This is a genomic window from Shewanella sp. ECSMB14101, assembly GCF_000773485.1.
Taxonomy (GTDB): domain Bacteria; phylum Pseudomonadota; class Gammaproteobacteria; order Enterobacterales; family Shewanellaceae; genus Shewanella; species Shewanella marisflavi.
The window spans coordinates 82,768-108,203 of the sequence record NZ_JSFF01000011.1 but is presented as its reverse complement, the minus strand read 5'-3'; the positions used below and the strand labels follow the sequence as shown (position 1 = coordinate 108,203).

Genomic DNA, 25,436 nt, shown 5'->3' with positions numbered 1-25,436 from the left:
AGACTCTTTATCTGAGAGACTCTTTATCTCAGAGAACAGTGTCTCTGGTGGTGAATATAGATAAGTAGATAGCATAAGAGGCAGTCAAACTGCCTCTTACACACTCTAGCTTAGGATTATTTTACACCCGCTAACAACATCTTGTTCATCAATTTAATGAAGGCTGACGGATCGGCCAGGCTACCCTTTTCAGACAATTGTGCCTGCTGTAGAAGCAACTCGGCCCACTGACCAAACACCTCTTCATCCTGCTCACTGTCTAAACGCTTCACCAGAGGATGCTCAGGGTTAAGTTCAAATACTGGCTTACTTTCTGGCACGGCTTGCCCTGCGGCCTGCATCAGCTTGATCATCTGAGATGACATTTCACCGGCGCCGGCAACCACACAGGCTGGTGTATCGGTCAAACGACTGGTGACCTTAACCTCGGCTACCTTATCACCCAGCACCTCTTTAACGCGCTTCACTAAGCCTTCAGACTCGCTTTCCAACTTCTCTTGTGCCTCTTTCTCGGCAGCATCTTCGAGGTCGCCAAGTTCAAGGTCACCACGGGTCACTGAGTGCAACTGCTTGCCATCGAATTCGGTGAGGTGGTTAATCAACCACTCATCGATACGCTCAGACATTAAGAGCACTTCGATGCCTTTCTTACGCAGCAGTTCAAGGTGAGGGCTGTTCACCGCCGCCTCATGGCTGTCGGCTACGATATAGTAGATCTTGCTCTGTCCTTCCTTCATGCGCTCAACATAGTCACTTAGTGACACTGTATGGGCCGCCTCATTGGTGTGAGTCGAGGCGAAGCGCAGCAGGCCGGCAATCTTCTCCTTGTTGGCAAAATCTTCTGCCGGGCCTTCTTTTAATACCTGACCAAACTCTGCCCAGAAGCTTTGATACTTCTCAGGGTCGTTCTTGGCCAGTTTTTCCAGCATGCCCAGTACACGCTTAGTGACAGCCGTGCGCAGCGCAGTAGTGATCTTGTTATCTTGTAAGATCTCACGTGACACGTTAAGTGGCAGATCGTTTGAGTCGATAAGACCCTGCACGAAACGCAGGTAACTCGGCATGAACTGCTCAGCATCATCCATAACGAATACGCGCTGCACGAACAACTTCAACCCATGTTTACGGTCACGGTTCCACAGATCCCAAGGCGCCTTTGAAGGAATGTATAACAGGCTAGTGTATTCCTGCTTACCCTCGACGCGGTTGTGACTCCACAGCAGAGGATCGGCAAAATCATGGGAGATATGCTTATAAAACTCCTGATACTCTTCGTCTGTAATGTCGCTCTTGTTGCGAGTCCACAAGGCGGTAGCTTTGTTCATCGCCTGCCAGTGACCTTCGGTAGCAGGAATGGCTTCACCGCCCTCCTCTGTTGCTTCCTGGGCAGGTGTACCTTCTTGCCACATCTCTACCGGTACCGAGATATGATCTGAGTATTTAGTGATGATAGAGCGCAGACGGTAATCGTTGGCAAACTCTTTCTCTTCTTCACGAAGATGCAAGATGATCTCTGTACCGCGGCTCTCTTTAACAATGTTTTCGACAGTGAATTCGCCTTCACCCGCCGATTCCCACTGCACAGCCTCATCGGCAGCATGTCCGGCGGCGCGAGTGCGTACGGTAACCTTATCAGCCACGATGAAGGCCGAGTAGAAGCCCACACCAAACTGACCAATCAGCTGTGAGTCTTTGGACTCATCGCCAGAGAGGTTCTTGAAAAATTCCGCCGTACCCGACTTAGCGATGGTACCCAGATGCTCGATCACGCCATCACGGGTCATACCGATACCATTATCTTCAATGGTCACAGTGCCTTTTTCACTGTCGGCACTGACACGGACTCTTAGCTCGCCGTCGCCTTCATAAAGCTCATCTTTGGTAAGAGCCTCATAGCGAAGTTTATCGGCTGCATCGGCGGCGTTAGAGACCAATTCACGCAAGAAAATCTCTTTATTAGAGTATAAAGAGTGGATCATCAAATTTAGTAGTTGTTTGACTTCTGTTTGAAAGCCATGGGTTTCTTGGTGTGACATGGATGTTTCCTTCTCTATTTCACAAAAACGCTTATGGCTTAAGAGATGGGGCTGTATTTTTGCTTTTCAAGCCAAAAATTGACAATCAGGTTTATTTGCTCAAAAAAAATCCAGTTCACAAGGAACTGGATTTCTATTACTGAGCTTAACGACCCTTATAACGGAATGCGGCCATTAAAGGAGAGCGCCAGCGTGGTGCTGTCGACATATTCCAGCTCACCGCCAACCGGTACGCCATGAGCAATACGGCTCACTTTGACCTCATGTTGTTTCGCCATATCGGCGATAAAGTGCGCCGTGGCATCCCCTTCGACCGTTGGGTTAGTCGCCAAAATAAGCTCACTTACCTCACCTGCGGCCAAATGAGTTTCAAGCAGACTCAGCCCCAGCTCATCAGGCCCTACACCATCGAGTGGCGACAGATGCCCAAGCAACACAAAATAACGGCCAGAAAAATGGCCACCGGCTTCGATAGCCAGTACGTCCGCAGGCGTCTCCACCACACAGATAAGATCTGAATTGCCACGACGACTGCTGGCGCAGATGGGACAAAGAGTCTCTTCGGTGAAAGTACGGCAGCTGCTGCAGTGTCCCACATCACTCATGGCACTCGACAGCGACTGGGCAAGCTTGTGCCCCGCCTTACGATCACGTTCTAACAGCTGAAACGCCATGCGCTGTGCCGACTTGGGGCCAACCCCAGGCAGACAGCGCAGCGACTGAATCAACTCATCAACCAGGGGACTGAATTTCATCGTTAGAAAGGCATCTTCATGCCTGGTGGCAGTTGCATGCCGCCAGTCACTTCTGCCATTTTCTCTTTTTGACTCTCTTCGACACGTCTCGCCGCATCGTTACAGGCCGCTGCAATCAAATCTTCCAGCATCTCTTTATCATCTTCGAGCAGGCTTGGGTCAATATCGACCTTACGTACGCTGTGAGAGCCTGTCATAGTGACTTTAACAAGACCAGCACCGGCTTCACCAGTCACTTCCATGCGCGCAATCTCTTCTTGCACCTTGGCCATCTTGTCTTGCATCATCTGGGCCTGTTTCATCAGGTTGCCCATACCGCCTTTTCCAAACATATCGAGTTCTCTTCAATATTAAAAAAACTGGCTAATCTTACTGAATTAGCACCAATAAGCAATCAAAGCTGATCACCAATCTCAAAACTTATGACTTAGCTAGCCCTGTCAGCCCATACGACTCAGTGTTATGACTCATCTGACGACACAAAGTTCGATTTATTGACAAGGGCTATCGTCTGGCCCCTTTTACCCAAAAGCTCTGGCAGGTAGCTCAGGCTATCGGGATCGAGTTCCGCTTGCATCATCTGAGTCAGCCACTGAATATTTTCATCCTGCAATAACCCCTGCTGGGCCTGTTGCAACAGTTCCTGATGAAAACGCTGACGGATCTCAAGCGGCGTCTCACGATTTGCCTCTACCCCAACACTAAACTCAATCTGACAACTGTCACCCAGCGCTTTAGCCAGCGCCTCTTCCAGTTGCGCGATAGCACCAGGGGCGGCCAGATGTTTCTGGTTAGGTTTAAGTACCAGCGGCAGTGGTTCACTAAATTGCAAACACACGGCATTGACTGCCAATTGCCTGACCCGGCCACCGATATCCAGCGCCGACATCAAACGATACCATTTAAGATCCGTGTCATGCCCTTGGATCTCCCCCTGCACCGTGGCGCTCAAATGCGGTGAGGCTGTTGCGCTCAAATGCGGTGAGGCTGTTGCCCTCAAAGACGAAGAGGCTGTGGCACTCGTCGCTGTATTGTGCGGCTCAGCGGCGGTTTCATTCTCAACGGCAGTCGGCGCCTCAGCACTAAGTTCAGGACTCGGCTTTATGCTTGGCGCATTCTTATCAATATGAAGACCAGTATGAGAGTCACTATGAGGGCCAGTATGAGAGTCACTCAACTCATTAGCAGTGTGACTTGGTTGGGCAGGCGATTCCCAGGGAGGCCTGTCTTCATCTTTCACCTGCGCATCTTGAACTGAAGCGTCACTGCCCTGCGCTCGGGCCTGCGCCATATCCGCAGCGTTTGAAGCAGAGGTCTGAGCATTTACCTCGCTCTGCGCCAGGGCGTTATTCCTAGCTTGCGCATCGACTTGGCCCTCGACATCACCAAGCAAGTGATCATCACCCTGTGCATTATCATCGCTTGCATTATCAGTGCTTGCATCAGCCTGGCTAGGCCGTTTTGGCGGCACATAAGGCTGAGCGCCAGCTTGGCTTTTAGAACCTAGTAGCGGCTTTTTTGAGGCACTCTCCTTGGCCAAATCTGCCTCCGCTTCTGCTTCTAAGTCGCTTAGCAGATGCTGACGCGCATTTAAGACCGCATCGAGCAGATCATCTTCAAGCACACTTGGCTCAGAAGACGCCGCCTTTTCTGCTTGAGGCTGCTGACGCTCGCCTTGGCTTTGGCCGCTTTCTGGGCTGTGTGCGCCAGCTTGGCTTTGTACTTGATGTTCTGCAGGCGTCTTGGCCGCACTCACCTCCCCCTGTTGATAGGCAAGGTAAGCTTCATAATCGCTAGGGTCGCTCGCATCTTCATCATCGCTGTCGATAAAGAAGTCTGGTTCGAAACTTGTGGCCATCTCTTCGGGCATAGCGCTTGCGTTAACATCGCTTGCAATCGGGGCGCTCTGAGATGAAACCGGATCGACATCGCTGACTTCAGGCTTAATAGCAGCCTGTTCCTCAGCCTCCTGCGCTTTACTCTTAGCTTCGCGCTCTAGCGCTATTCCCTGACTCTGAGCCTGGCTTAAAATCAGATTTTGCTCAGCAAATAAGGCCTGAGTCTGCTCTTCATCATCAATACTCTCATGCGCTGATTCGCCATCAGCAACAGGCATGACATCAGGGGCTGGAATCACATCTGATTCAGGTGCTGGTTCAGACGCTTGTTCTGGCGTTAGTTCAGACGTTAGTTCAAGAGTGGTGTTGGGAGCTGACGTCGCGGGCGACACAGTTGCCGGGCTTAGGCTCTCTGCATCGGTTTTTTTTTCACTGTCAATGCCACCAACCGCCGCCTGTTTTGGCACAGACGCTGCGGGTGCAGCCTGATTAGGCTTATCAGCGGCCTTAGTATTTACTTCTGGCAGCAGGATCTCGCTACCCGCATCATTTTGCCAACGCTGCACCGGCGCCTCGGGCACAAAGGCCACGGCACGTAGCAGCGCCATCTCAAGACCCGACTTAGGATCCGGCGCATGGGGCAGATCTTTACGCCCACTGAGTAGCAACTGATAGTAGAGCTGCACCTGCTCCGGCCTTAGCTGCTTGGCAAAGGCCTTGATCTGCTCGGCATATTGAGACAACTGAGCAGCACTTGGGGCGAACTGGGTCAAGGTGATCTGATGCAGCAGCTCAAGCAGGCTACGCAGCACCTCGAAAGGGTCGGCGCCATAAGACAGTACTTCTGCGGTCACATTAAGCAGATTATCGACATCGCCATCACAAAGGGCCTTAAGCAGAACGATCACATGATGCTCATCTATGGTGCCAAGCATGGTTTGCACCTGCCCTAGCTGCACCTGGCCTGCGCCAAAGGCTATCGCCTGATCCGTCAAACTCAAGGCATCACGCATACTGCCATTTGCCGCCTTGGCCAGCAATTTCACCGCGCCATCGTCATAGGCGACCTGCTCCTGGCCCAAGATGTGACCAAGTTGCAGACAGATCTCATCTAGCGTCAGACTCTTAAGGTTAAACTGCAGGCAGCGGGAGAGAACCGTTACAGGCAGACGCTGGGGATCAGTAGTCGCCAGTAAGAACTTCACATGCTCTGGCGGCTCTTCGAGCGTCTTTAACAGGGCATTGAAACTGCTGCGAGACAGCATATGCACTTCGTCGATCAGATAGACCTTAAAGCGGCCGCGACTGGGGCGATACTGCACGTTGTCCAGTAACTCGCGGGTATCATCAACTTTAGTGCGCGACGCCGCGTCCACCTCGATAAGATCCACAAAACGTCCCTGAGCGATCTCAACGCAACTGGCGCATTGACCACAGGGGGATGCGGTGATCCCTTGCTCACAATTGAGTCCCTTGGCAAACAACCTGGCCAAACTGGTTTTACCTACCCCTCGGGTACCGGTAAACAGATAGGCATGATGTAAACGGTTTTGAGTTAAGGCATTGGTCAAGGCATGCAGCACATGTGACTGGCCGACGACTTGCTCAAATGTTGCAGGGCGCCACTTTCTGGCTAACACCTGATATGACATGGAACTCCCCAAGGTTGGCATCTAACAATGACGAAGCGCGCTTCATTAATCAGCAAACAATAACACGGTGCAGACCATCTCGCTAGCAAGCTAAGCGCTTAGCGGGACTAAATTTATCTTTGTGATGCTAGCTTGCAGCATCTTTAACCTATCCTGGCTTTTCACCCGTCATTTTCGTTAAAAAATCGGCTAACCTTGTCATCGTTTACCATCTTCACAGGCATTTAATACCAAGGCAAAAATTGGTTTGTGCGCGGCTCATAGGCGTGGCCCAGATAGCAAAATGCCGCGGCTAAGCCACGGCATTTTTAGGCAAAGGTAAGATAAGCGCGTTACTCGCCTTCAAACTCGCACAATGTCATTAGGGCAAGATCCATCTCGGCTAAGCGCTGCTCACCGCCAAGTTCTGGCAAAGAGATCACAAACGCTGCATGGTTTACCTCGCCACCTAACTGACGAATCAGTTTAACGGTCGCCTCAATGGTACCACCCGTTGCCAGCAGATCATCGACCACCAGCACCTTATCACCCGGCTTAATCGCGTCGATATGGATCTCTAGCATGTCATGACCATATTCAAGCTCATAGCTTTCAGAGATAGTCTCGCGCGGTAACTTGCCCGGCTTACGTACCGGCACAAATCCAACCCCAAGCTCTAACGCCAAAGGCGCACCAAAGAGGAAGCCTCGAGCTTCGGTACCCACCACCTTAGTAAAGCCAAGATCCTTGTATCGCTCAACAAACAGGGCTATCGTCGCCTGATAGGCTTCAGGGTTTTCCATTAAACTGGTCACATCGCGAAACATGATCCCTGGCTTCGGATAATCTGGAATTGTCTTAATGCTCTGCTTGATCAAGGCTAACTTGTCTGTATTCATTACTACCATCTTTTTCGATTAAGCCCTTATAAAAGGACAAACTGGCCATAAGGCCAGTTTTGACTAGAATTTTCGGCTAAAGCTTAAGCTCCTTTGGTATGGGTTGCAACAGCGAATGTCACAAAGCTTAACCAAACTCACCAAGCACGAACCGGATCAATCATCTAATTCAGGGATTTGACGAAGGTAAAGTAACAGGCCACTCAACATCGCCAGCAGCATCACCTTTACCCATAGCAGTGGCACCAGAAATATACTCAGACTAAAACTCAAACAGGTGGCGATATAGGCCTTACGTTTTAACCCTCGGCGAATGGCGCGCTCTGTATGCCAGTTTTGCAGCGCATCGGCAAACCAGGGATGGGTCATCAACCAATTATGTAGACGTTCGCTGGAACGGGCAAAACAAAAGGCCGCCAACAAGATAAAGGGAACCGTTGGTAACAGGGGAACGGCGATACCCAGCAGACCGAGTAACAGGCTGCTAAGACCGACAATTAAGTAAAAGCCCCGTTTGATAACCATTAATTCCTCGCATAAAAAAACCACTCAAAAATGAGTGGTTAGTATACCTGAGTTAGCGTTTTAGGCTATAGCAGGTTAAGGTGCTTCAACCATGATAGGGTGGCTGGCAGCGTAGGCAACATCAGTACCAGCAAGAAACCAAGAAAATAAACAAAATTAAACGGGTCTTTAAACGGCTGACTCATACTTTCCTCACTCATGATTGACAACTTTTATTGATCTAGATCAATTTTCGCGGCCATTATAGTGACAAGCCTGTATGATAGAAAGCCCTAATTGCACAAAATTTACCTAGCAGCAACCACTATGCCCCGCTGCGCCATATCGACAAGCAGTTGCCTGCAACCTTCGATGATCTGTGCCTTTGGCATTTGAGCATAAAGCTGTGACAACCAGTCACACAAGGCATCAAACTTTATCCCATCCTGTTGATCGATATAAGCAAGTACCTGAGCCGTCAACGGATTAAGCTGCAGAAAACTCACCTCATCTTGTTTATCACGATAGAGGCAAAAAAAGTTAGGCTGCTCGCTAGGCGCTGTGGGTTGATACTCAGGGCTAATGCGCTGCACCTCGAAATGATATTGAGCCACTCTGGCAGAAAGACTTAGTCCCAGAGGCGAGGTTGACAGCTGTTCAGCGCTGAGACTTTGACGGGTTAAATCATCGGGCGCCGTCGCGACCACCAGCTCCAGCCATTCATAATGGGCCAACTCCAGCATAAATGGCGGGTCTTGATCACCCGGCTGATATTCATCTTGCAGAAACAGCAGAAACTCCTGGGCTATCTCGATAAAAATCGGTGTCTGGCAATCATGACGGACAAAAAACTGCTGCACCAGCTCTCGCCAATCCTCCTCATCATACAAGGAGCTCAGCACGGGAAAACCATTGGTCACAAAGCCTTTAATATTATTAAAAAACAGCTCTCGATAGATCCCCATGCGTCTCGCATCTGTCCCGGGTGGCAAAGATGAGGTCGGCTGCTTGATATAGTCGATAAACGACTCTTGTATACGGGTAAAACTCATCTAGGCACTCCGATGGCTGGGCTGCAAAATCTCGGTCTGATACTCATGTATCTTGTTGATCTCTTCGAGCAACTCAGAGGTGGGAGGAATATTAAAATCTCGCTCAAGCAAAGTTGGAAACACACCGTGGGTCTGATAGCAGAGCTGCAATAGGTGCCACACAGGATCGATCACCTCACTACCATGGGTATCCACTTTCAGATCTTCTGCCTCATCGAAATGACCAGCGATATGCAGATAAGCGATACGCTCTGTGGGCATGGCTTTTAAGAAAGCTTCGGCATCATAGCGATGGTTAATCGAATTCACATAGATGTTATTCACATCCAGCAGCAACTTACAGTCGGCCTCTTCGAGCACGGCATTAACAAACTCACACTCGCTCATCTCGCTGCCTGGCGCCGCATAAAAGGAGACATTTTCAAGAATAAGGGGACGCTCCAGGATCGCCTCGACCTGTTTAACTCGCCTGGCCACATGAAGGGCCGCCTCATAGGTAAAAGGAATAGGCATTAAATCGTAAAGGTGCCCCTTACCCGAACAGTAACTTAAATGCTCCGAATAGATATCAATACCGTGAAGATCGAGAAACGCCTTCACTTGCTTGACGAAACTGATATCCAGCGGCTCAGGACCGCCAATAGATAAAGAGAGCCCGTGACAGAAAAAATTGTGCCTTTCGGTTAGCTGCCTAAACTGGCGGCCAAACTTTCCCCCAAGTGTCATCCAGTTTTCCGGCGCTACCTCAAAAAAATCAATCTCACTCGGTACCTTGTGGCAAAACTCAGTTAGCATCTCGCGGCGCAGGCCAAGACCTACCTTAGCTTGTGTCTTCATCACTTCACCTCTAGTGATTAAATTCGCTCGTTTCCCGGGGGGACAAACTAATTAGGCCAGTCTGCACTGGCCTAATCTGATTTGGTGGTAATAGCCTCAATGCCTATTACTTGTTACCACCACACTTGCCTTCTTTGGCCTTCTTCATGGCTTCATCACGCTTGCCTTCAGCAGCCTTCATGCCCTCACCACACTTGCCTTCTTTGGCTTTCATCTCTTCGCCACACTTACCCTCTTTTTGGGCTTTCATCTGCGCGCCACACTTACCTTCACCACATTTGCCTTCTTTGGCGCCTTTCTTCATGGCTTCGCCGCATTTGCCCTCACCACACTTGCCTTCACCACATTTGCCCTCTTTCATCGCCTTTTTCTGAGCACCACATTTACCCTCTTTAGCGCTCTTCTTCATGTTCTCGCCACACTTGCCCTCACCGCATTTACCTTCACCATCGACGATCTGGTAACCAGCTTGCATTTCACTATAACCAAACGGATTAGCCTGAGCCTGCGCTGCAAAGGCGCTGCCAACGAAAACCGTTCCTAACGCTACAGCAACAGCAGTATTCTTAACTAATTTCATAATCTCTTCCTTTGTTGATCTATTTATATGCAATGGTTTGCCAACACCTATCTGCTGCTGGCTCGGATAATATGACCCGTCACCTTGAACTTTTATTTCAAAAAACTTATCAGGCATCACATTTATGACTCAAAATATATGATAGTGCAAGCATCTAGAAAGTGATCATCGCGTGATCTGGGGCTTATAGAGTGGCGCTCATACACAAATTTTGTAACTCGTCAGGCCATGACGTAGAATAAGCGCCCTTTTACTTGGGGCCTGGACTTTCCTACCGCCCTAACCCACGGGCACTAGCCCCTTTTTGATGAGAAGCCGATAACCATGCGTGTCATACTAGCCCCAATGGAAGGCGTTGCCGACGCCCCTATGCGAGCCCTGCTAACCAGCGTTGGCGGCTATGATATGGTGATCAGCGAATTTATCCGGGTCGTCGATCAATTGCTACCCGAGAAGGTCTTTTACCGACTCTGCGCCGAGTTGAAAAATCAATGCCAAACAGCCTCAGGCACCCCGGTCAGATTGCAACTACTTGGACAAGAACCGAACTGGATGGCAGAGAATGCAGTTCGCGCCGTCGAGCTTGGCTCTCGCGGCGTCGATCTTAACTATGGCTGCCCCGCACCTATGGTTAATCGCAGTAAAGGCGGCGCCGCCCTGCTGAAGGAGCCTGAAACCATCTACCGTGTCACCCAAGCCGTCAGACAAGCAGTACCCAGTGATAAGCCGGTTTCTGCCAAGATCCGCCTTGGATGGGCCGATAAGAGCCGCTGCACAGAGATTGCCCAGGCCATCGAAGCCGCCGGCGCCACAGAGCTCACGGTGCATGCCCGCACTAAAGAGGAAGCTTACCGGCCTCCTGCCCACTGGGAATATATCGCCCAGATCAAAGCGGCAACTAAGCTCCCTATCATCGCCAATGGCGAGATCTGGGGACGGGAAGATTACCTCAACTGTCAAAGCGCCAGTGGTTGTGATGATGTAATGCTGGGACGTGGTGCCCTCACCGTGCCCAACTTGGCCCATGTGGTAAAAGGCAATCAAGCCCCCATGGCCTGGTCAGAGGTTAAAACCCTGCTGTTGCAATACTCGGATTTTGAAATCGTCAGCGAGAAAGAGAAATATTATCCCGCTCGTATCAAGCAATGGCTTAGGTTTATTGCCCGCCATTACCCAGAGGGCGAAACCCTATTTCGTGAACTTAGGGTGCTTAAAGACACCGCCAGTATACTATCGTTACTCAAGCAGGCTTAGTCACCTAGCATAACGCTGAGCCAATTGCTGTCATAAATTGCATAGAGACTGGTCTGATCATTTAAGTGCCGGATCGGAATCAGCATAAATATCACTGACTTTTGATCTCAGTCATAGCCAAGACGCCCAAGCGGTTTAGACTGATTACTAAGAATATCAACTAGGCAATGATTTGTGAGCAGATCCCATATCAGACATGAACTGTCGATGCTTGAAGCGAGTCTCAGGAAAGAGTTAGGTGCACTGCTGGCATTACATCAAATAACAGTCGACACCCAGCATCTTTCGCTGACCGCGCTAATCGATGAGATGACGGCGTCCAAATTGGCCGATGAACCGTTATTTATCAAACTTACCCAACTCGATGCGGCCTTGTGCCAGCTGGATCTTGGCCTGTACGGTCTATGCGCCGACTGTGAGGCAGATATCGAAAGCGATAGACTCAACGCCAATCCACTCGAGCAGCGCTGTACCCAGTGCGCCGCCGATTACGCCCATGAGCACAGGCACGAGCTAAGACTGACCCACTAGTCACTTAACGCATCAGCAGCCGCAAACTTCGGTTTTTTTAACTTCATAGACATAAAAAAAGCCTCCTGAATCAGGAGGCTTTTGTCGTTAAGTCACAGGGAGAGATGATTAACGATTAGAACTTCTGAGTGTAAGATGCTGTGTAAGTACGACCATAGAGGTTATACAGCGCAGAATCATAAGCTAAGTTAGAATCCAGTACTGGATCTTCGTCAGTTAAGTTACGAACACCTACTGCGAACTTACCATTCCACGGCGCAGAATAGTTATAGCTCAGGTCAAAGGTCGTTTGAGAAGGTAGGCTACCAATCTCTTCGAACGTAGTAGGATCTGTAGTTTCAGCTTGACCCGCAATATGTTGAGTCAGCAGTGATACACCATGATCGCCATAGCTCCAATCGATCACCCAAGTGAAACGATAATCAGGTAAGCCGTTGCGACCCACCATGTTGTTCACAGGACCGTCAAAGTACTCTTCATCTTCATAAGCCAGTACATAAGTAAGGTCGAAGCTTGTACCAAAATCACCGACTGCAGTTTCCATTGGCGCTAAGGTCAAGTTGAAATCAATACCTGAAGTATCGAAACCGTTACCATTCACAAGTGGTGTCGTTGCCTCAAGGATCTTACCGTCTGGGCTATCACCTGCACGGATGATTTCACCTCGAGACAGATTGCCGTAACCCACTTTAGCTTCTTCTCTTAGCAATGAATCCAAGGATACGAAGGTGATGACATCGTCAATTGACAAGCTGTAATACTCAACTTTAGTACTTAAGCTGTCTGTGATATTCCAGATAAGACCTACGTTGTAGAAATCTGAAGTCTCAGCACCAAGATCATCGTTTGCAGTACGAGTCACGTCATACTGGGTCGAACGACAATCTGATGGCGCAGTGCCTTGCAGTTCACAGTAACGGTAATCTGTGGCGTAATCAGCACTGAATGAGTCTGCCGCGTACAGATCCGATAGTGCAGGTGCTCTGAAACCCTGGCCCCAAGAAGCACGAACAACCAGGTTATCTAATGCTTGGTAACGTAACGCAACTTTAGGCGTTGTCGCTGTACCAAAGTCAGAATAGTCATCGTAACGGAAAGCAAGATTCAGCTCTAAATCATCGGTAACTGGCAAAATAGACTCACCAAATACCGCGAATACATCACGCTCGCCGCCTGAACCATTGCCTGAAGAACCAATCACTTCGCCAGCAGCAGACTCAGCATCAACCTTTGAGTTGTACTTGTACTGCATAAATTCAGTACCAAAGTACCAACCAATCAGTCCACCTGATAACTCTAAGGCTTCGAAGTTAACACCAGCGTTAACGCTATGGAACTCCATGATATCTTGAGCTAACGTGTCGTGCGAAATAGAGGCTACAACATCAGCGCTGTTACCTTCAGGACCGAAGTTAAACTCACCGCTCTTCACTAAGGCTTCTACCGTTGGACGGTGAACATAGCCAGTACCATAGTTGCTGTTTTCAGCTAGGTTATAGTGATAAGTGAAATCCCAACCAAATTGGTCGTGCTCACCCACTAGGCCGACTTGAATGTCAGTGCTGTAATCGATTGTGGTAGAGTCACGAGTACCCACATCGGTGAAACGGTAGTAGACACGGCCCGCGTTTGCATTCTTAGTGGTATCGATATAGTTACCATCTGCATCATAGTTCTGAACGTCTAACTGACCCGCATCAACGTTGAACCAACCTGCAGCTGGCGCGTAACGACCAAAGGTTTCGTTACGGCTGAAGAGACCTTGACCTTCGAAGCGAATTTCATCAGAGATCTCATAGTCAGCAGTAACATAACCGGCTGTATATTTACGAGCAGCGTGGTCAGCAGCTTCAGACGTATAGTCATAACCACAGATAAAGTCACCATCACCATAGTCATAAACATGACCGCCACCAACCATCTTTTCGTTATCACAAGCAGCCATAGGCTTAAACTGGAATGTGGTCATATCCAGGAAGTTACGTGCATAAGCAGAAACACCTGTGGTGTCCGAATACTTATCGGCTAACACGTTAGTAGAGCTTGAGAACCAACGATCACGTTGATAAATAATCTCACGATTTTGGTGTTCAAATGAGAATGTCAAACTACCTTTGTCGCTCGTGGTACCACCAACAACATGAGCTTTCCATTCATCACCACCCGGCTGTGAAGGATTCGTGCCTGTGGCAGAAACTTCTAATCCTTCAAAACCTTTTTTCAAGATGATGTTTACCACACCAGCAACAGCGTCTGAACCGTAAACGGCAGAAGCACCATCTGTAAGTACTTCGATACGCTCAATTGCTGCCGTAGGAATAGTATTCAGGTTTACTGCGGTACCACCCATGGTAGGTGAACCAGGCATACGCTTACCGTTTAGCAACACTAGGGTACGGTCGGCACCAGCACCACGAAGTGAAATATTAGCCTGACTCTGCCATGTACTTCCTGATGACTCAGAGAAAGAACCAAAAGTGTTTAGATTACTACGACGCAATACGTCAGCAACTGACATTTCGCCAGTTTTCTCAATATCTGCCGCGCTAATTGTTGTAACTGGAGAAGAACCTTCCATGTCGGTTCTTTTAATACGTGAGCCAGTTACTTCGATGCGTTCAACTTTATCGCTTTGCTCTTCAGCAATAGTAACGCCGGTAAAAGCAATGCTCGATGTCGCGGCGGCTAATAAGCCTACGCGAACCGCTTTTGCTGTTAAGGTCAAAGAGTTCATATGTTTCCCTCACAATAATGAAACTTAGAAATTAAATCCCAATTATCGAATCATTTTTTATTTTTAAAATAAGAAGTACGTCCTTCGGTAAAGATATTGTGAAAAAACATAAAACAAGTCAACGGCATTAACATTAAAACAACGACAATGATAATAATTGATACAAAACACAGGTTTGACCGCAAACAAAAACCAGCAAAATCAAAATATAAGTATCTGTATTTTATGTAATTTATATAAATGACACCTATGTAAAAAAATATAAACCATCAAATTGATATGCATGTTACAAGTTAATACACCTGTTTATTAAACGTTTTAAATATTAACAAGAGATCAAATAAATATAAAAACAAAACACAAATGCAACAATGTAAATCTATGCGATGAATAACAAAGTCGTAAGCGATAACATCTTTAACAACCTGATTTATCAAAACGCATTAAAGATCGTCTTTCAGTAGCCAGAAAAACTCCAAAAAAAGACGAATTAATAGACTGATTAACGATTAAAAAAAAGGGAAAAATAAGAAGGTTATGTGAATAATCTTCGGCCAAGTTTCGTTTAACTTGGCTAAAGATTTATGTTTATTACAGGGCTAATTTCTACGGCTAATTTTCTAGAGTCACTTTTACAGAGCTACTTTTTCAGAGTCACTTTTCCAGAGCTATTTTTACAGAGTTACTTATCCAGAGTTACTTTTTGCAAAGTTACTTTAGCAAAATAGATGGCACATTTTCCCTCGTGGGAAGAATAATAACTGAGCCAGAGTTGTTCCTGTACTAAGACAATACCGGCATAACTCGTGTCTCCGCCAGACGGCAAGACTAACTTTTCAGTGATCTGTCCAGTCTGTAGATCAATACTCACTACAGAAGTACGTACCCGTCCATCGTATAGCCGAACGACCGCATAATGCTGACCCTGATAGATAAAGCTTACCGGCCCACCGATTCGGCAATTGGTAACTTGCCACTGCCATTGAGTATAGGGAGGATGCGAGATACCCAGCAAAGCCCGCTCATCGGTCTGCCATAATGGGTCTCGTCTCAGCAGGCAAATTGCTCTGTTTTGGGCATCAAAAACCAGTCCAGACTCATTCACATAGCCAGCTTGGCTTAAACGTGGCACGAGAGGACGAAACTCGGTATCGCCTTGGCTCGTGTACAAGGCCACATAACCATCATGTTCGTGGGGATAGTAGCAAATGCCATAAAATTTTCCCTCATGAGAGGTTACCCGCCATAACCATTCTTTCTCTTTAGCCACCATGGTAGGTGCAGACCAATCTACGCCGTCGAGCGATTGCCAACAATATGAGCGCATACCTGAACCTTGCTCTGAATGGAGCGCTGCGCCACTAAACAGATAAAGGCCGTCCGGCGCAGCGAGTAATTTACCATCCCTGAGATCGGCAAAATCTAATTGAATGAGCGCCACACTGTGCCATTGTGTCCCACCATCCTCAGAACAGAGAATACGTAATGCGCCGTCAGGCGAAACGTGGGCACTGGCTTCCCTGAATACGCAATAGAGCTTATCGCGATAGAGCACAAGATCGGTAAAGGCATTGTGAGCCGACTTATCCCATATCTTGGTGACTGAGCATAATTTCATCTTGCTCTCCCTTTAGGTAATAAGCTTCATCATGGCTGACTGTGACAGATGACTCAAGCTTGTGGCCTAAGCAACACTAAGAACAAGGCATAAAAAAAAGCCGCACAAGGCGGCTTTTAGAAGTAAATAATGTTTTAGCTACGTTGACGTGGCGTTTTGCCCGCCGTGGTCTTGTGCTTACGAACGGCGCGGCGGATCTTAGCACTCTTCACCTTAGCACGGGCCACACTGTGCTTATCGGTACCTAGCAAAGTACGGGTTTCTTCTTCTAGACCAGCCAATTTACGCAGATAGTTCACCTGCTCAATTGGCAGCTCTCCCCAACCGCCACGAGGCAGTGACTTAGGCAGATCGATCATGCCGTAGCGAATACGAATAAGACGACTCACCTGCACTTCCTGGGATTCCCACAAGCGGCGAACCTCACGATTACGCCCCTCGGCTAGCGACACATGCCACCACTTGTTCATTCCCTCGCCGCCGGCAGGCTTCACCTTATCAAAATGGGCTGGGCCATCTTCTAAGGTCACGCCGGTACGTAAACGCTGAATACAGGCGTCGGTCACCTCACCAAAGGTACGCACCGCATATTCACGCTCAACCTCATGGGAAGGGTGCATCAAACGGTTCGCCAGCTCACCATCAGAAGTGAACAGCAACAAGCCTGAGGTGTTGATATCCAATCGTCCAACCGCCACCCAGCGCGAATCACGGGTCTTAGGTAAGCGATCGAACACTGTTGGACGACCTTCAGGATCTTTACGACTACAGATCTCCCCTTCGGGCTTATGGTAGGCGATCACACGGCAAACCAAATCATCCTCAGACTTAATCGATACCGCACGGCCGTCGATACGCACCTTGGCATCAGCCTCGATACGATCGCCAAGCTTGGCAATTTCACCGTCTATACTAACTCGACCTGCAGCAATCCATGCCTCCATCTCACGACGGGAGCCATGGCCTGCACGGGCCAAGACTTTCTGCAATTTTTCACTCATTAGTAGACTCTTCATCGGTTTTAGGCGCCGAAGCAGAATCAGGAATCGCCTGACTCTGACCAAACAGCGCCGCTAATGACTCGGCATCGGATAAGGGAGGAAGGTCCGCTATCGTGTCCAAGCCAAAATAGGCTAAAAATTCATTTGTGGTCGCATAGAGCCCGGGCCTGCCCGGCACCTCTTTATGACCAACAATCTTAATCCAATGTCTATCGGATAAACTCTTGATAATGTGGCTTCCTACTGCCACACCGCGCACAAACTCTATGTCTGCACGGGTCACCGGCTGGCGATAAGCGATCACCGCCAGGGTTTCCAAGGTCGCTCGTGAATAACGCGGCGCCTTCTCTTGCCACAAGGGCTGTAAGTAGGGGCTCAGGGTTTCGATAGACTGAAAACGATATCCCCCGGCAACCTTGACTAACTCGATACCGCGCCCTTGATAGTCCTGCTGCAACTCCTCGATAGCGGCCTTCACTTTAGCGCGGGAAACGCTAAAATTTGCCAGCACACTCTCGTTTAACTGCTTGATAGAAACAGTTTTCGCCATCACAAACAAGCTAGCTTCGATCAATTGCTTAAGTTGATCAGGGTTTATTTGCAGTTTCTTACTCGACAATCAATAGGCCCTAACATGTATGGTCGACAGTGGCTGCGCCTGAATAAGGTCGACCAATAGCTCCTTTACCAGCTCCATCAGTGCAAGAAAGCTTACGACCACGCCCGCTCGCCCTTCGGAAACATCAAACAGCTGCTCGAAAGGCACATAAGACTTGCCTTCTAGCATAGCCAAAATTTGTGTCATGCGTTCCCGTGTCGACAGGTGTTCACGCCTGACATGGTGATGCTCAGTCGCTTCCACACGCTTTAATACGGCGGCAAAGGCGCCAGCTAACTCTACAAGCGACACAGATGGCGGCAGCAACACAGGTTTAATATCTGGCGCCGGTTGCACTTTAGCCTGAAACACATCACGCTCTAACCTAGGTAAGGCATCGAGCCTTTGCTGGGCATCTTTAATCACCTCATAGGCTTTCAGTTGCCTGATCAGCTGCGCCCGCGGGTCGTCCTCTTCCTCTTGGGCTAACTCTGGCTTAGGCAGTAGCAGCCTAGACTTGATCTCGGCTAAGGTCGCCGCCATCACCAGATAGTCGGCAGCCAGCTCTACCCTCGCCCCTTGTAACAGCTCAATATATTCAAGATATTGATCCGTTACCGGCGAAATCGCCAGCTCTACCACATCCAATTTCTGTTTGCGGATTAGATAGAGTAAGAGATCCAGCGGTCCTTCAAACGATTCAAGGAACACCTCTAGCGCTTCGGGAGGAATAAAAAGATCCGCCGGCAGTTGCTTAACCGGTTCGCCTCTGACCACGGCTAAAGGTAAACTTTGTTGAGTCCCCTGCATCCGCTCTCCCAATTACCAGGCCCCAAAAGCGTTATGACTCAGACCTTAGGGCATGAATCCTTGACTCTTAGGGCTTGAATCTTAGCGCTAAAAATAGTGTGCTAAACGACACCAAACGCGCGATTATACCTGCTAAATCTGCCAATAGACAGGGCTTTAACCAAACTGACTCACGTCACCAGCGCCTTCACGTAAGATCTCGATATCGCCCTCGGAGAGATCGATTACCGTAGTCGGTTTCTCACCAAGGTATCCGCCATGAATGATCACATCAACCTGGTGCTCTAAGATGTCACGAATATGTTCGGGATCTGACTCCGCAAACTCAGCGCCAGGTAAAATCAGACTGGTAGACATCAGCGGGGCATCGAGTGCTTCAAGCAGCGCCAGTGCAATCACATTGTCAGGTACGCGAATACCTATGGTCTTCTTCTTAGGGTTTTGCAGGCGCTTAGGCACCTCTTTGGTCGCCTTGAAGATAAAGGTATAAGGCCCTGGTGTATTGTGCTTCAGCACGCGATAAGCCTGATTATCGACCCTGGCATAGGTCGCCAATTCCGACTGGTCACGTACCATCAAAGAGAAGTTATGATCATTCTCTATTTGACGGATGCGCACGATGCGGGTCATCGCGTCCTTTTCACCAAGCAGGCAGCCCAGGGCATAACCCGAGTCTGTGGGATATACCACCACACCACCTTGCTTGATCACATTGACCGCCTGATTAATCAGGCGGGTTTGAGGGTTTTCCTCATGTACATAAAAAAACTGACTCATGGGGTTTCCATCCAATTATCCATTTGCCAAACCCAATCGACTCCTTGGGGTTGGAACATATTTTTGCCCAGCTCTAGCCAACTACCTGGAAAGTGGAAATCACTTCCCAGCGAGGCATACAGACCATTGAGCCGACTCAAGGCTATTAAATTATTACGATCGTCCAAGGTTTGCTGACCCAGCACCACCTCCATGGCATCGCCACCAGCCTCCTTGAACTCCCGTACCAAGCGTTTCAACCATTTTGCCGACAGCTTGTAACCACTGGGGTGAGCAAGTACCGCGATACCACCGCATTGGTGAATGAGCTCAATGGCCGTTGCCATATCAGACCAATTGTTAGGCACATAGCCAGTCTTGCCCCGCGCCAAATACTTCTTAAACACGGCGGCAGCATTGGTGGCATACCCGTTGTCGGCTAACCAACGGGCATAGTGGCCGCGACTCAGCGCGGCGCCGTCGGCTAATGCCTTAGCACCTTCATAGGCACCCTCAATGCCAGCCTTAGCCAGACGCGTACCTATCTCCTCAGCCCTCGTCTCTCGCAGCGCCCGCTGCTCAATAAGAAAATCATTGAACCCCTGATGCTCGGTGTCGATATTGAGCGCAACGATATGAATATCAAAGTTGTTCCAACGGGTAGACACTTCACATCCATTAATCAGGGTCAACGGCACATCCTGGCTCTGGTTGAACTCGTGTGCCTCTTTTAAACCGGCTAAGGTATCGTGATCGGTAATCGCCAGCATCTGCACCCCATTACTTAGGGCTCTGGCCACTAATTCTGAGGGGGTTAACTGGCCATCGGAAGCCGTAGTGTGGCTGTGAAGATCGATTAAACGCGTTTCATTTGTCATCCCTTTATTCTACTCGACTTTGTTATTAGAAACATCTAATTGGATGAAATTGGATGAGAATCGTTAAATATCCTTGTCAATCTGTACAGCTTAAGATCAAAACCAGGTTAATAGGGCACAAATAGAGAAATATTCAATTGACAAGGCAACAGATGGGATGTTTTTATATAGCCAAGACAAAGATTCAACTTTTACGTGAGACAAACATTCAATGACTAATCAGCTATTCAACATCATTAACTGGTGGTGGCACTTCCCAACATAGCGGGTGGTGTGAATATCTGTGCTCATGTAAAAGAGACAAGATTCAAACAAAAAGCCCGCACTCGATGCGGGCTTTTTGCATTTAATCACCTAATTTTATTAATAGATTTAACAAGCACTAACTCAATAACTAAACGAAGTTAGTCCACTACCGGCAGTAGGAGCGCAAATATGGGGCAAGAGATTCTGGCCAGCGTCAACACGATAAAGGAGCGGATCACCTATCATGATGATCCCCTCAACCTCTATCAGCAATTGACGCAAGACGCAGCACATACCATGTTGCTGGAGTCGGCAGAAATAGACAGTAAGGATCACCTAAAAAGTATCATCATGACCCACGCAGCCTTGGCGATTCGTTGTGAAGGATACCAGCTGACCTTCAGCGCATTGAGCGACAATGGTCGAGCTTTGCTTACCCCCATCGCCAACTTCTTTAACGTCGCCAATAGCCAACTCGAGGGTGATCATCTGACCCTTACCCTGCAAAAAGATGCCGGGCAGTTAGATGAAGATGCCAGACTTAAGTCAACTTCGCCGCTAGATGGGTTACGCAGCCTGCTTAACCATATTGATACCGGGAAGCAGACCGAATTTGAAACCCTGTTTCTCGGTGGCGTATTAGCCTTCGACCTTATCGATACCATAGAGCCACTGCCCCAAGTCGCCCCCAGTGCCAACAGCTGCCCCGATTATCTCTTTTATCTAGCCGAAACCCTTATCTTGGTTGACCATCAGCAGCGCAGCGCCGATATCATCACCCATGACTTCACTCAGCAAGACAGCACTCAAGCCATGCTCGCCGAGCGCCTGCGACAACTGAGTCAAAGCTGCCAGACACTTTCGCCCGTGGCCCCCTTAAAGCCTGTGCTCCATGAAGCCGAGGTCAACATCTCAGATGATACCTTCAAGACGATAGTGACAGATCTGAAAGAGCATATCGTCGCCGGAGACATTTTTCAGGTCGTGCCTTCACGCAGTTTCAGCCTTCCCTGCCCCAGTACGCTAGGCGCCTATCGCGCACTAAGGCAAACCAACCCTAGCCCCTATATGTTCTATTTTCGCGGCGATGACTTTACCTTGTTTGGCGCCTCGCCAGAGAGTGCACTCAAATATGAGGCCAGCACTAATCAGGTAGAGATCTATCCCATCGCCGGCACCCGCAAACGCGGTAAGACGGCCACAGGCGAGATAGATTTCGATCTCGATAGCCGCATCGAACTTGAACTGCGTCTGGATAAGAAAGAGCTGTCAGAGCACCTGATGTTAGTGGATCTGGCCCGCAACGACGTGGCCCGCATCAGTCAAAGTGGTACGCGCAAGGTAGCCGAACTTCTCAAGGTCGACCGTTACTCCCACGTGATGCATCTGGTCAGCCGGGTAACGGGGCAGCTTAGAGCCGACCTCGACGCCCTACACGCCTATCAGGCTTGTATGAATATGGGCACCTTAACGGGTGCTCCCAAAGTCAGCGCGGCGCAGCTTATCCGCACCGCCGAAAAAACACGCCGCGGCAGCTACGGCGGCGCGGTCGGCTATCTCAATGGCCTGGGTGATATGGACACCTGCATCGTCATCCGCTCAGCCTTTGTCAAAGAGGGCATAGCCCATATTCAGGCCGGTGCTGGCGTAGTCTATGACTCAGATCCCCAGGCCGAAGCCGATGAAACCCGCCAAAAAGCCCAAGCCGTTATTTCAGCCATTAAGATGGGAGGCGGACTATGAAGCTCTACCTACTGGATAATTTCGACTCTTTTACCTACAACCTGGTAGATCAGTTCCGCAGCTTAGGCTTTGAGGTGGTGATCTACCGCAACGATCTCGATGCCCAATTTATTGCCGACAAACTGCTGCAAGAACAAGGCAAGGCTGCCCTGGTACTATCCCCCGGCCCTGGCGCACCCCAGGAAGCGGGTTGCTTAATGCCACTTATTGCCCTCTTGGCGGGTAAGGTACCCATGCTGGGGATCTGTTTGGGCCACCAGGCGATGGTCGAACATTTCGGTGGCAAGGTCGAACGAGCCAAACAGGTAGTGCATGGCAAAGCCAGTCCAACCAGCCACAATGGGCAAGGACTGTTTCAAGGGCTGCCTTCTCCGCTGCCGGTCGCACGCTACCACAGTCTGGTCGCCACCGAGGTACCCGAATGTCTAGAGGTGATCGCCACCACAGAGGAGATGCCGATGGCCATCTCTCACAAGCAGATAAAAGCCGTTGGCTTTCAATTTCATCCGGAGTCAATTTTAACCACCTTAGGTAGCCAACTGCTCACGCAAACATTGACCTATCTGACCCAAGACGCTGACGGCCAAGGAGTAGAGTAATGAATGAACGACAGCCCATTTTAGACAGACTGTACCAGGGCCACGCCATCAGCCGCGAAGACACCAAAGTCCTATTTGGCGACATAGTGCAGGGTGAGATGGATCCTGTAACTATGGCCGGCATGCTGGTCGCCATGAAGATGCGCGGCGAGACCATAGATGAAATATCCGGCGCCGCCGATGCCCTGCTGCAGGCCGCCAAACCATTCCCCACACCAAGTGATACCACGCGCGCCCAGGGCGTTGTCGATATCGTTGGCACTGGCGGTGATGGTCACAACACCATCAATATCTCAACCACCTCAGCCTTTGTTGCAGCGGCCGCGGGGGCTAAGGTCGCCAAACACGGCAATCGCAGCGTATCGAGCAAGTCAGGGTCATCGGATCTGCTGGCGCAGTTTGGTATCGATTTGACCATGGCACCTGAGATAGCGCGTGACTGTCTTGACGACCTCGGGCTCTGCTTTTTATTTGCGCCTCACTACCATGGCGGCGTGCGCCACGCGGTGCCCGTTCGTCAGGCATTAAAAACCCGCACCCTGTTTAACGTCTTAGGCCCACTGATCAATCCGGCACGGCCCGACTTTATGCTACTGGGCGTCTATGATGAAAAGCTGGTTCGTCCAATTTGCGACGTGCTCAAGGCGCTGGATGTCAAACGCGCCATGGTGGTTCATGGCAGTGGCCTGGATGAGGTCGCCATTCACGGCAACACCTTAGTATGTGAATTACAACAGGGCGCCATCAGCGAATATCGCCTGACACCTGAGCAGCTCGGGCTGCATCAAACCAGCATAGAAGCCTTATGCGGCGGCGATCCTCAAGAAAATGCCGAAATTACCCGCGCCATATTGCAAGGCAATGGAAAATTAGCGCACACTGAAGCGGTTGCCGCCAACGCAGGCTGCGCCCTCTATGTGGCCGGCCTGAGCGATACACCGGCGCAAGGCGTCGCTTTAGCACTTGAAATCCTAAAACATGGCAAGGCCTACAGCCTACTTGAACAGCTCGCTAGCGCGAGTCAGGGGAACAACTAAATGGGAGCCAGCGTGAATAGTTCGAACGACACCCCACAGGCCGCCAGCAATGTGCTGACGCGAATTGTCGATACCAAGGCAGAGCACATTGCCGCCCTAAAACTCAGATTTCCTGAAGACTCACTGCAACCTAAGCTGTCAGATCGCAGCCTGTTTGCGGCGCTTAAAGCCCCTAACGCCGGTTTCATCTTCGAGTGTAAGAAAGCCAGCCCATCTAAGGGTTTGATTCGTAAAGACTTCGACGTTGAAGCCATCGCCGATGTTTATAAGCATTATGCTGCGGCTATCTCAGTGCTGACCGATGAGCAATTTTTTCAAGGCGACATGGACTATCTACCTAAGGTTCGCGCCCGGGTCACTCAGCCCATCTTGTGTAAAGACTTTTTCGTCGATCCCTATCAGGTCAAGCTAGCGGCCCATCAGGGGGCTGATGCCATCTTGCTGATGCTCTCTGTGTTGGACGATGAGCAGTATAAAACGCTCGCCACTATGGCTGCCCAGTACCAGTTGGATGTGCTGACCGAGGTCAGTAATGAAGAGGAGCTTAAACGCGCCATCGCCTTGGATGCCGCCATCATAGGGATTAACAATCGCAACCTGAGAGATCTCACCACAGATCTGGCGACCACTGAGGCGCTCGCGCCACATATCCCGGCAGACCGAGTAGTCGTCAGCGAATCTGGCATCTACAACCAGCAGCAGGTCAGAAGATTGAGTCCTCTGGTGGATGGCTTCTTGGTAGGCAGCTCGCTGATGGCAGAGGCCGATCTGGACCTTGCCTGCCGCGCACTCACCCTTGGCCACAATAAAGTCTGCGGTCTGACCCGCGTCGAAGACGTAAACGCCGTCGCCAATGCTGGCGCCCTCTATGGCGGCCTGATCTTCGCCAGCAAGTCACCTCGCTGTGTGACGCCTGAGCAGGCGCAGGAGATGGTCGAGCAGCAGCGAAGCAGCGCTAAAGCACTGCATTTTGTTGGTGTGTTCGTCAATGAAGATATTGCCACCATCGGCGCACTTGCAAAACGCCTTGAGCTGTTTGCGGTGCAGCTTCATGGCAGTGAGAGCGAATACGATATCGACCAACTCAGACTTGCCCTAAACGCACAAGGAAGCCAAACCCAAATTTGGAAGGCGGTTGCCGTCAATGTCGATGCCGGTGTTAATGTCGACAGTGATGACTCACAAGCATTAACCATTCCGGCCAACGCCGATCGCCTGCTTTACGACAGCAAAACAAGCGCGACAAACGGCGTACAGTTTGGCGGTACGGGGCAATCCTTTAACTGGCAGCAGCAGTTGCCCAATAAGGCAAGTGCCATGTTAGCCGGCGGTCTAAGTGCAGATAACGCCTTCGACGCTGCCAAACAGGGCTTCTTCGGGCTGGATTTCAACTCAGGCATCGAGTCGGCGCCAGGTATTAAAGATCATGAGTTGATCGCCCGCACCTTTGCCGCCTTACGACAATACTAAATTTTAATTTTGCGGCGCCCACTCAGCGC

General features: G+C 49.7%; 22 protein-coding genes. 6 read left to right on the top strand and 16 right to left on the bottom strand.

Annotated elements, in window-relative coordinates:
* Positions 1-116: 116 nt before the first annotated feature.
* The 9 genes from htpG to NY07_RS10060 all read right to left on the bottom strand — a co-directional run bounded on the left by htpG (position 117) and on the right by NY07_RS10060 (position 10,132).
* The gene (gene htpG / locus NY07_RS10100; protein WP_033539227.1) at positions 117-2,036 is read right to left on the bottom strand and encodes a molecular chaperone HtpG; all 1,920 of its coding nucleotides are present in this window, start codon (positions 2,034-2,036) and stop codon (positions 117-119) included.
* Positions 2,037-2,191: 155 nt separating this feature from the next.
* Positions 2,192-2,791 (bottom strand): recombination mediator RecR, encoded by a 600-nt coding sequence (recR, locus tag NY07_RS10095; protein ID WP_033539226.1) that lies wholly within the window; start codon positions 2,789-2,791, stop codon positions 2,192-2,194.
* Positions 2,792-2,793: 2 nt separating this feature from the next.
* A complete protein-coding gene (locus NY07_RS10090; RefSeq protein ID WP_033539225.1) occupies positions 2,794-3,123 on the bottom strand; it encodes a YbaB/EbfC family nucleoid-associated protein in 330 nt (109 codons plus the stop codon).
* Positions 3,124-3,251: 128 nt separating this feature from the next.
* On the bottom strand, positions 3,252-6,281 hold the full coding sequence (gene dnaX / locus NY07_RS10085) for a DNA polymerase III subunit gamma/tau (protein WP_033539224.1): 3,030 nt from the start codon (positions 6,279-6,281) through the stop codon (positions 3,252-3,254).
* Between the two features lie 332 nt (positions 6,282-6,613).
* Positions 6,614-7,168, bottom strand: a complete 555-nt coding sequence (gene apt / locus NY07_RS10080) for an adenine phosphoribosyltransferase (protein WP_033539223.1) — start codon at positions 7,166-7,168, stop codon at positions 6,614-6,616.
* Between the two features lie 147 nt (positions 7,169-7,315).
* Positions 7,316-7,684, bottom strand: coding sequence for a YbaN family protein (locus NY07_RS10075; protein WP_033539222.1), 369 nt, complete (start codon positions 7,682-7,684; stop codon positions 7,316-7,318).
* Between the two features lie 287 nt (positions 7,685-7,971).
* Positions 7,972-8,715 carry an HvfC family RiPP maturation protein gene (locus tag NY07_RS10070; protein WP_033539221.1) on the bottom strand — a complete coding sequence of 248 codons (744 nt, stop codon included), beginning with the start codon at positions 8,713-8,715 and terminating at the stop codon, positions 7,972-7,974.
* Complete coding sequence (locus NY07_RS10065; RefSeq protein WP_033539220.1) at positions 8,716-9,552, bottom strand: HvfB family MNIO-type RiPP peptide maturase; 837 nt, start codon at positions 9,550-9,552, stop codon at positions 8,716-8,718.
* Between the two features lie 106 nt (positions 9,553-9,658).
* Positions 9,659-10,132 carry an HvfA family oxazolone/thioamide-modified RiPP metallophore gene (locus NY07_RS10060; protein WP_033539219.1) on the bottom strand — a complete coding sequence of 158 codons (474 nt, stop codon included), beginning with the start codon at positions 10,130-10,132 and terminating at the stop codon, positions 9,659-9,661.
* A gap of 324 nt (positions 10,133-10,456) precedes the next feature.
* Here NY07_RS10060 and dusC point away from each other — a divergent pair, with 324 nt between their 5' ends.
* Positions 10,457-11,386: a tRNA dihydrouridine(16) synthase DusC gene (dusC, locus tag NY07_RS10055; RefSeq protein ID WP_033539218.1), complete on the top strand. Its 930-nt coding sequence runs from the start codon at positions 10,457-10,459 to the stop codon at positions 11,384-11,386.
* 174 nt (positions 11,387-11,560) lie between these two features.
* Positions 11,561-11,917: a TraR/DksA family transcriptional regulator gene (locus NY07_RS10050; protein ID WP_033539217.1), complete on the top strand. Its 357-nt coding sequence runs from the start codon at positions 11,561-11,563 to the stop codon at positions 11,915-11,917.
* 115 nt (positions 11,918-12,032) lie between these two features.
* Here NY07_RS10050 and NY07_RS10045 read toward each other — a convergent pair whose 3' ends face one another.
* From NY07_RS10045 to rnm, 7 genes are all read right to left on the bottom strand, one after another.
* A complete protein-coding gene (locus tag NY07_RS10045) occupies positions 12,033-14,651 on the bottom strand; it encodes a TonB-dependent receptor (protein ID WP_033539216.1) in 2,619 nt (872 codons plus the stop codon).
* A 682-nt stretch (positions 14,652-15,333) separates the two neighbouring features.
* Positions 15,334-16,269 carry a hypothetical protein gene (locus tag NY07_RS10040; protein ID WP_033539215.1) on the bottom strand — a complete coding sequence of 312 codons (936 nt, stop codon included), beginning with the start codon at positions 16,267-16,269 and terminating at the stop codon, positions 15,334-15,336.
* Between the two features lie 134 nt (positions 16,270-16,403).
* Complete coding sequence (gene rluB / locus NY07_RS10035) at positions 16,404-17,270, bottom strand: 23S rRNA pseudouridine(2605) synthase RluB (RefSeq protein ID WP_033539214.1); 867 nt, start codon at positions 17,268-17,270, stop codon at positions 16,404-16,406.
* A complete protein-coding gene (scpB, locus tag NY07_RS10030; protein WP_033539276.1) occupies positions 17,263-17,874 on the bottom strand; it encodes an SMC-Scp complex subunit ScpB in 612 nt (203 codons plus the stop codon). Before scpB ends, rluB begins: the two co-directional genes overlap by 8 nt.
* A 15-nt stretch (positions 17,875-17,889) precedes the next feature.
* Complete coding sequence (locus tag NY07_RS10025) at positions 17,890-18,678, bottom strand: segregation and condensation protein A (protein ID WP_033539213.1); 789 nt, start codon at positions 18,676-18,678, stop codon at positions 17,890-17,892.
* 156 nt (positions 18,679-18,834) lie between these two features.
* Positions 18,835-19,455, bottom strand: a complete 621-nt coding sequence (locus tag NY07_RS10020) for an L-threonylcarbamoyladenylate synthase (RefSeq protein ID WP_033539212.1) — start codon at positions 19,453-19,455, stop codon at positions 18,835-18,837.
* Positions 19,452-20,312: an RNase RNM gene (gene rnm / locus NY07_RS10015; protein ID WP_033539211.1), complete on the bottom strand. Its 861-nt coding sequence runs from the start codon at positions 20,310-20,312 to the stop codon at positions 19,452-19,454. The genes NY07_RS10020 and rnm overlap by 4 nt, the downstream gene beginning before the upstream one ends.
* A gap of 435 nt (positions 20,313-20,747) precedes the next feature.
* Between rnm and NY07_RS10010 the strand changes: the two genes are divergently transcribed.
* Genes NY07_RS10010 through trpCF form a run of 4 tightly spaced genes read left to right on the top strand, consistent with a single transcriptional unit; the run spans position 20,748 to position 25,407 of the window.
* Complete coding sequence (locus tag NY07_RS10010; RefSeq protein ID WP_033539210.1) at positions 20,748-22,301, top strand: anthranilate synthase component 1; 1,554 nt, start codon at positions 20,748-20,750, stop codon at positions 22,299-22,301.
* Positions 22,298-22,900 (top strand): aminodeoxychorismate/anthranilate synthase component II, encoded by a 603-nt coding sequence (locus tag NY07_RS10005; protein ID WP_033539209.1) that lies wholly within the window; start codon positions 22,298-22,300, stop codon positions 22,898-22,900. The genes NY07_RS10010 and NY07_RS10005 overlap by 4 nt, the downstream gene beginning before the upstream one ends.
* Positions 22,900-23,937: an anthranilate phosphoribosyltransferase gene (gene trpD, locus NY07_RS10000; protein ID WP_033539208.1), complete on the top strand. Its 1,038-nt coding sequence runs from the start codon at positions 22,900-22,902 to the stop codon at positions 23,935-23,937. The genes NY07_RS10005 and trpD overlap by 1 nt, the downstream gene beginning before the upstream one ends.
* On the top strand, positions 23,938-25,407 hold the full coding sequence (trpCF, locus tag NY07_RS09995; protein ID WP_033539207.1) for a bifunctional indole-3-glycerol-phosphate synthase TrpC/phosphoribosylanthranilate isomerase TrpF: 1,470 nt from the start codon (positions 23,938-23,940) through the stop codon (positions 25,405-25,407).
* The last annotated feature ends 29 nt before the right edge of the window (positions 25,408-25,436 follow it).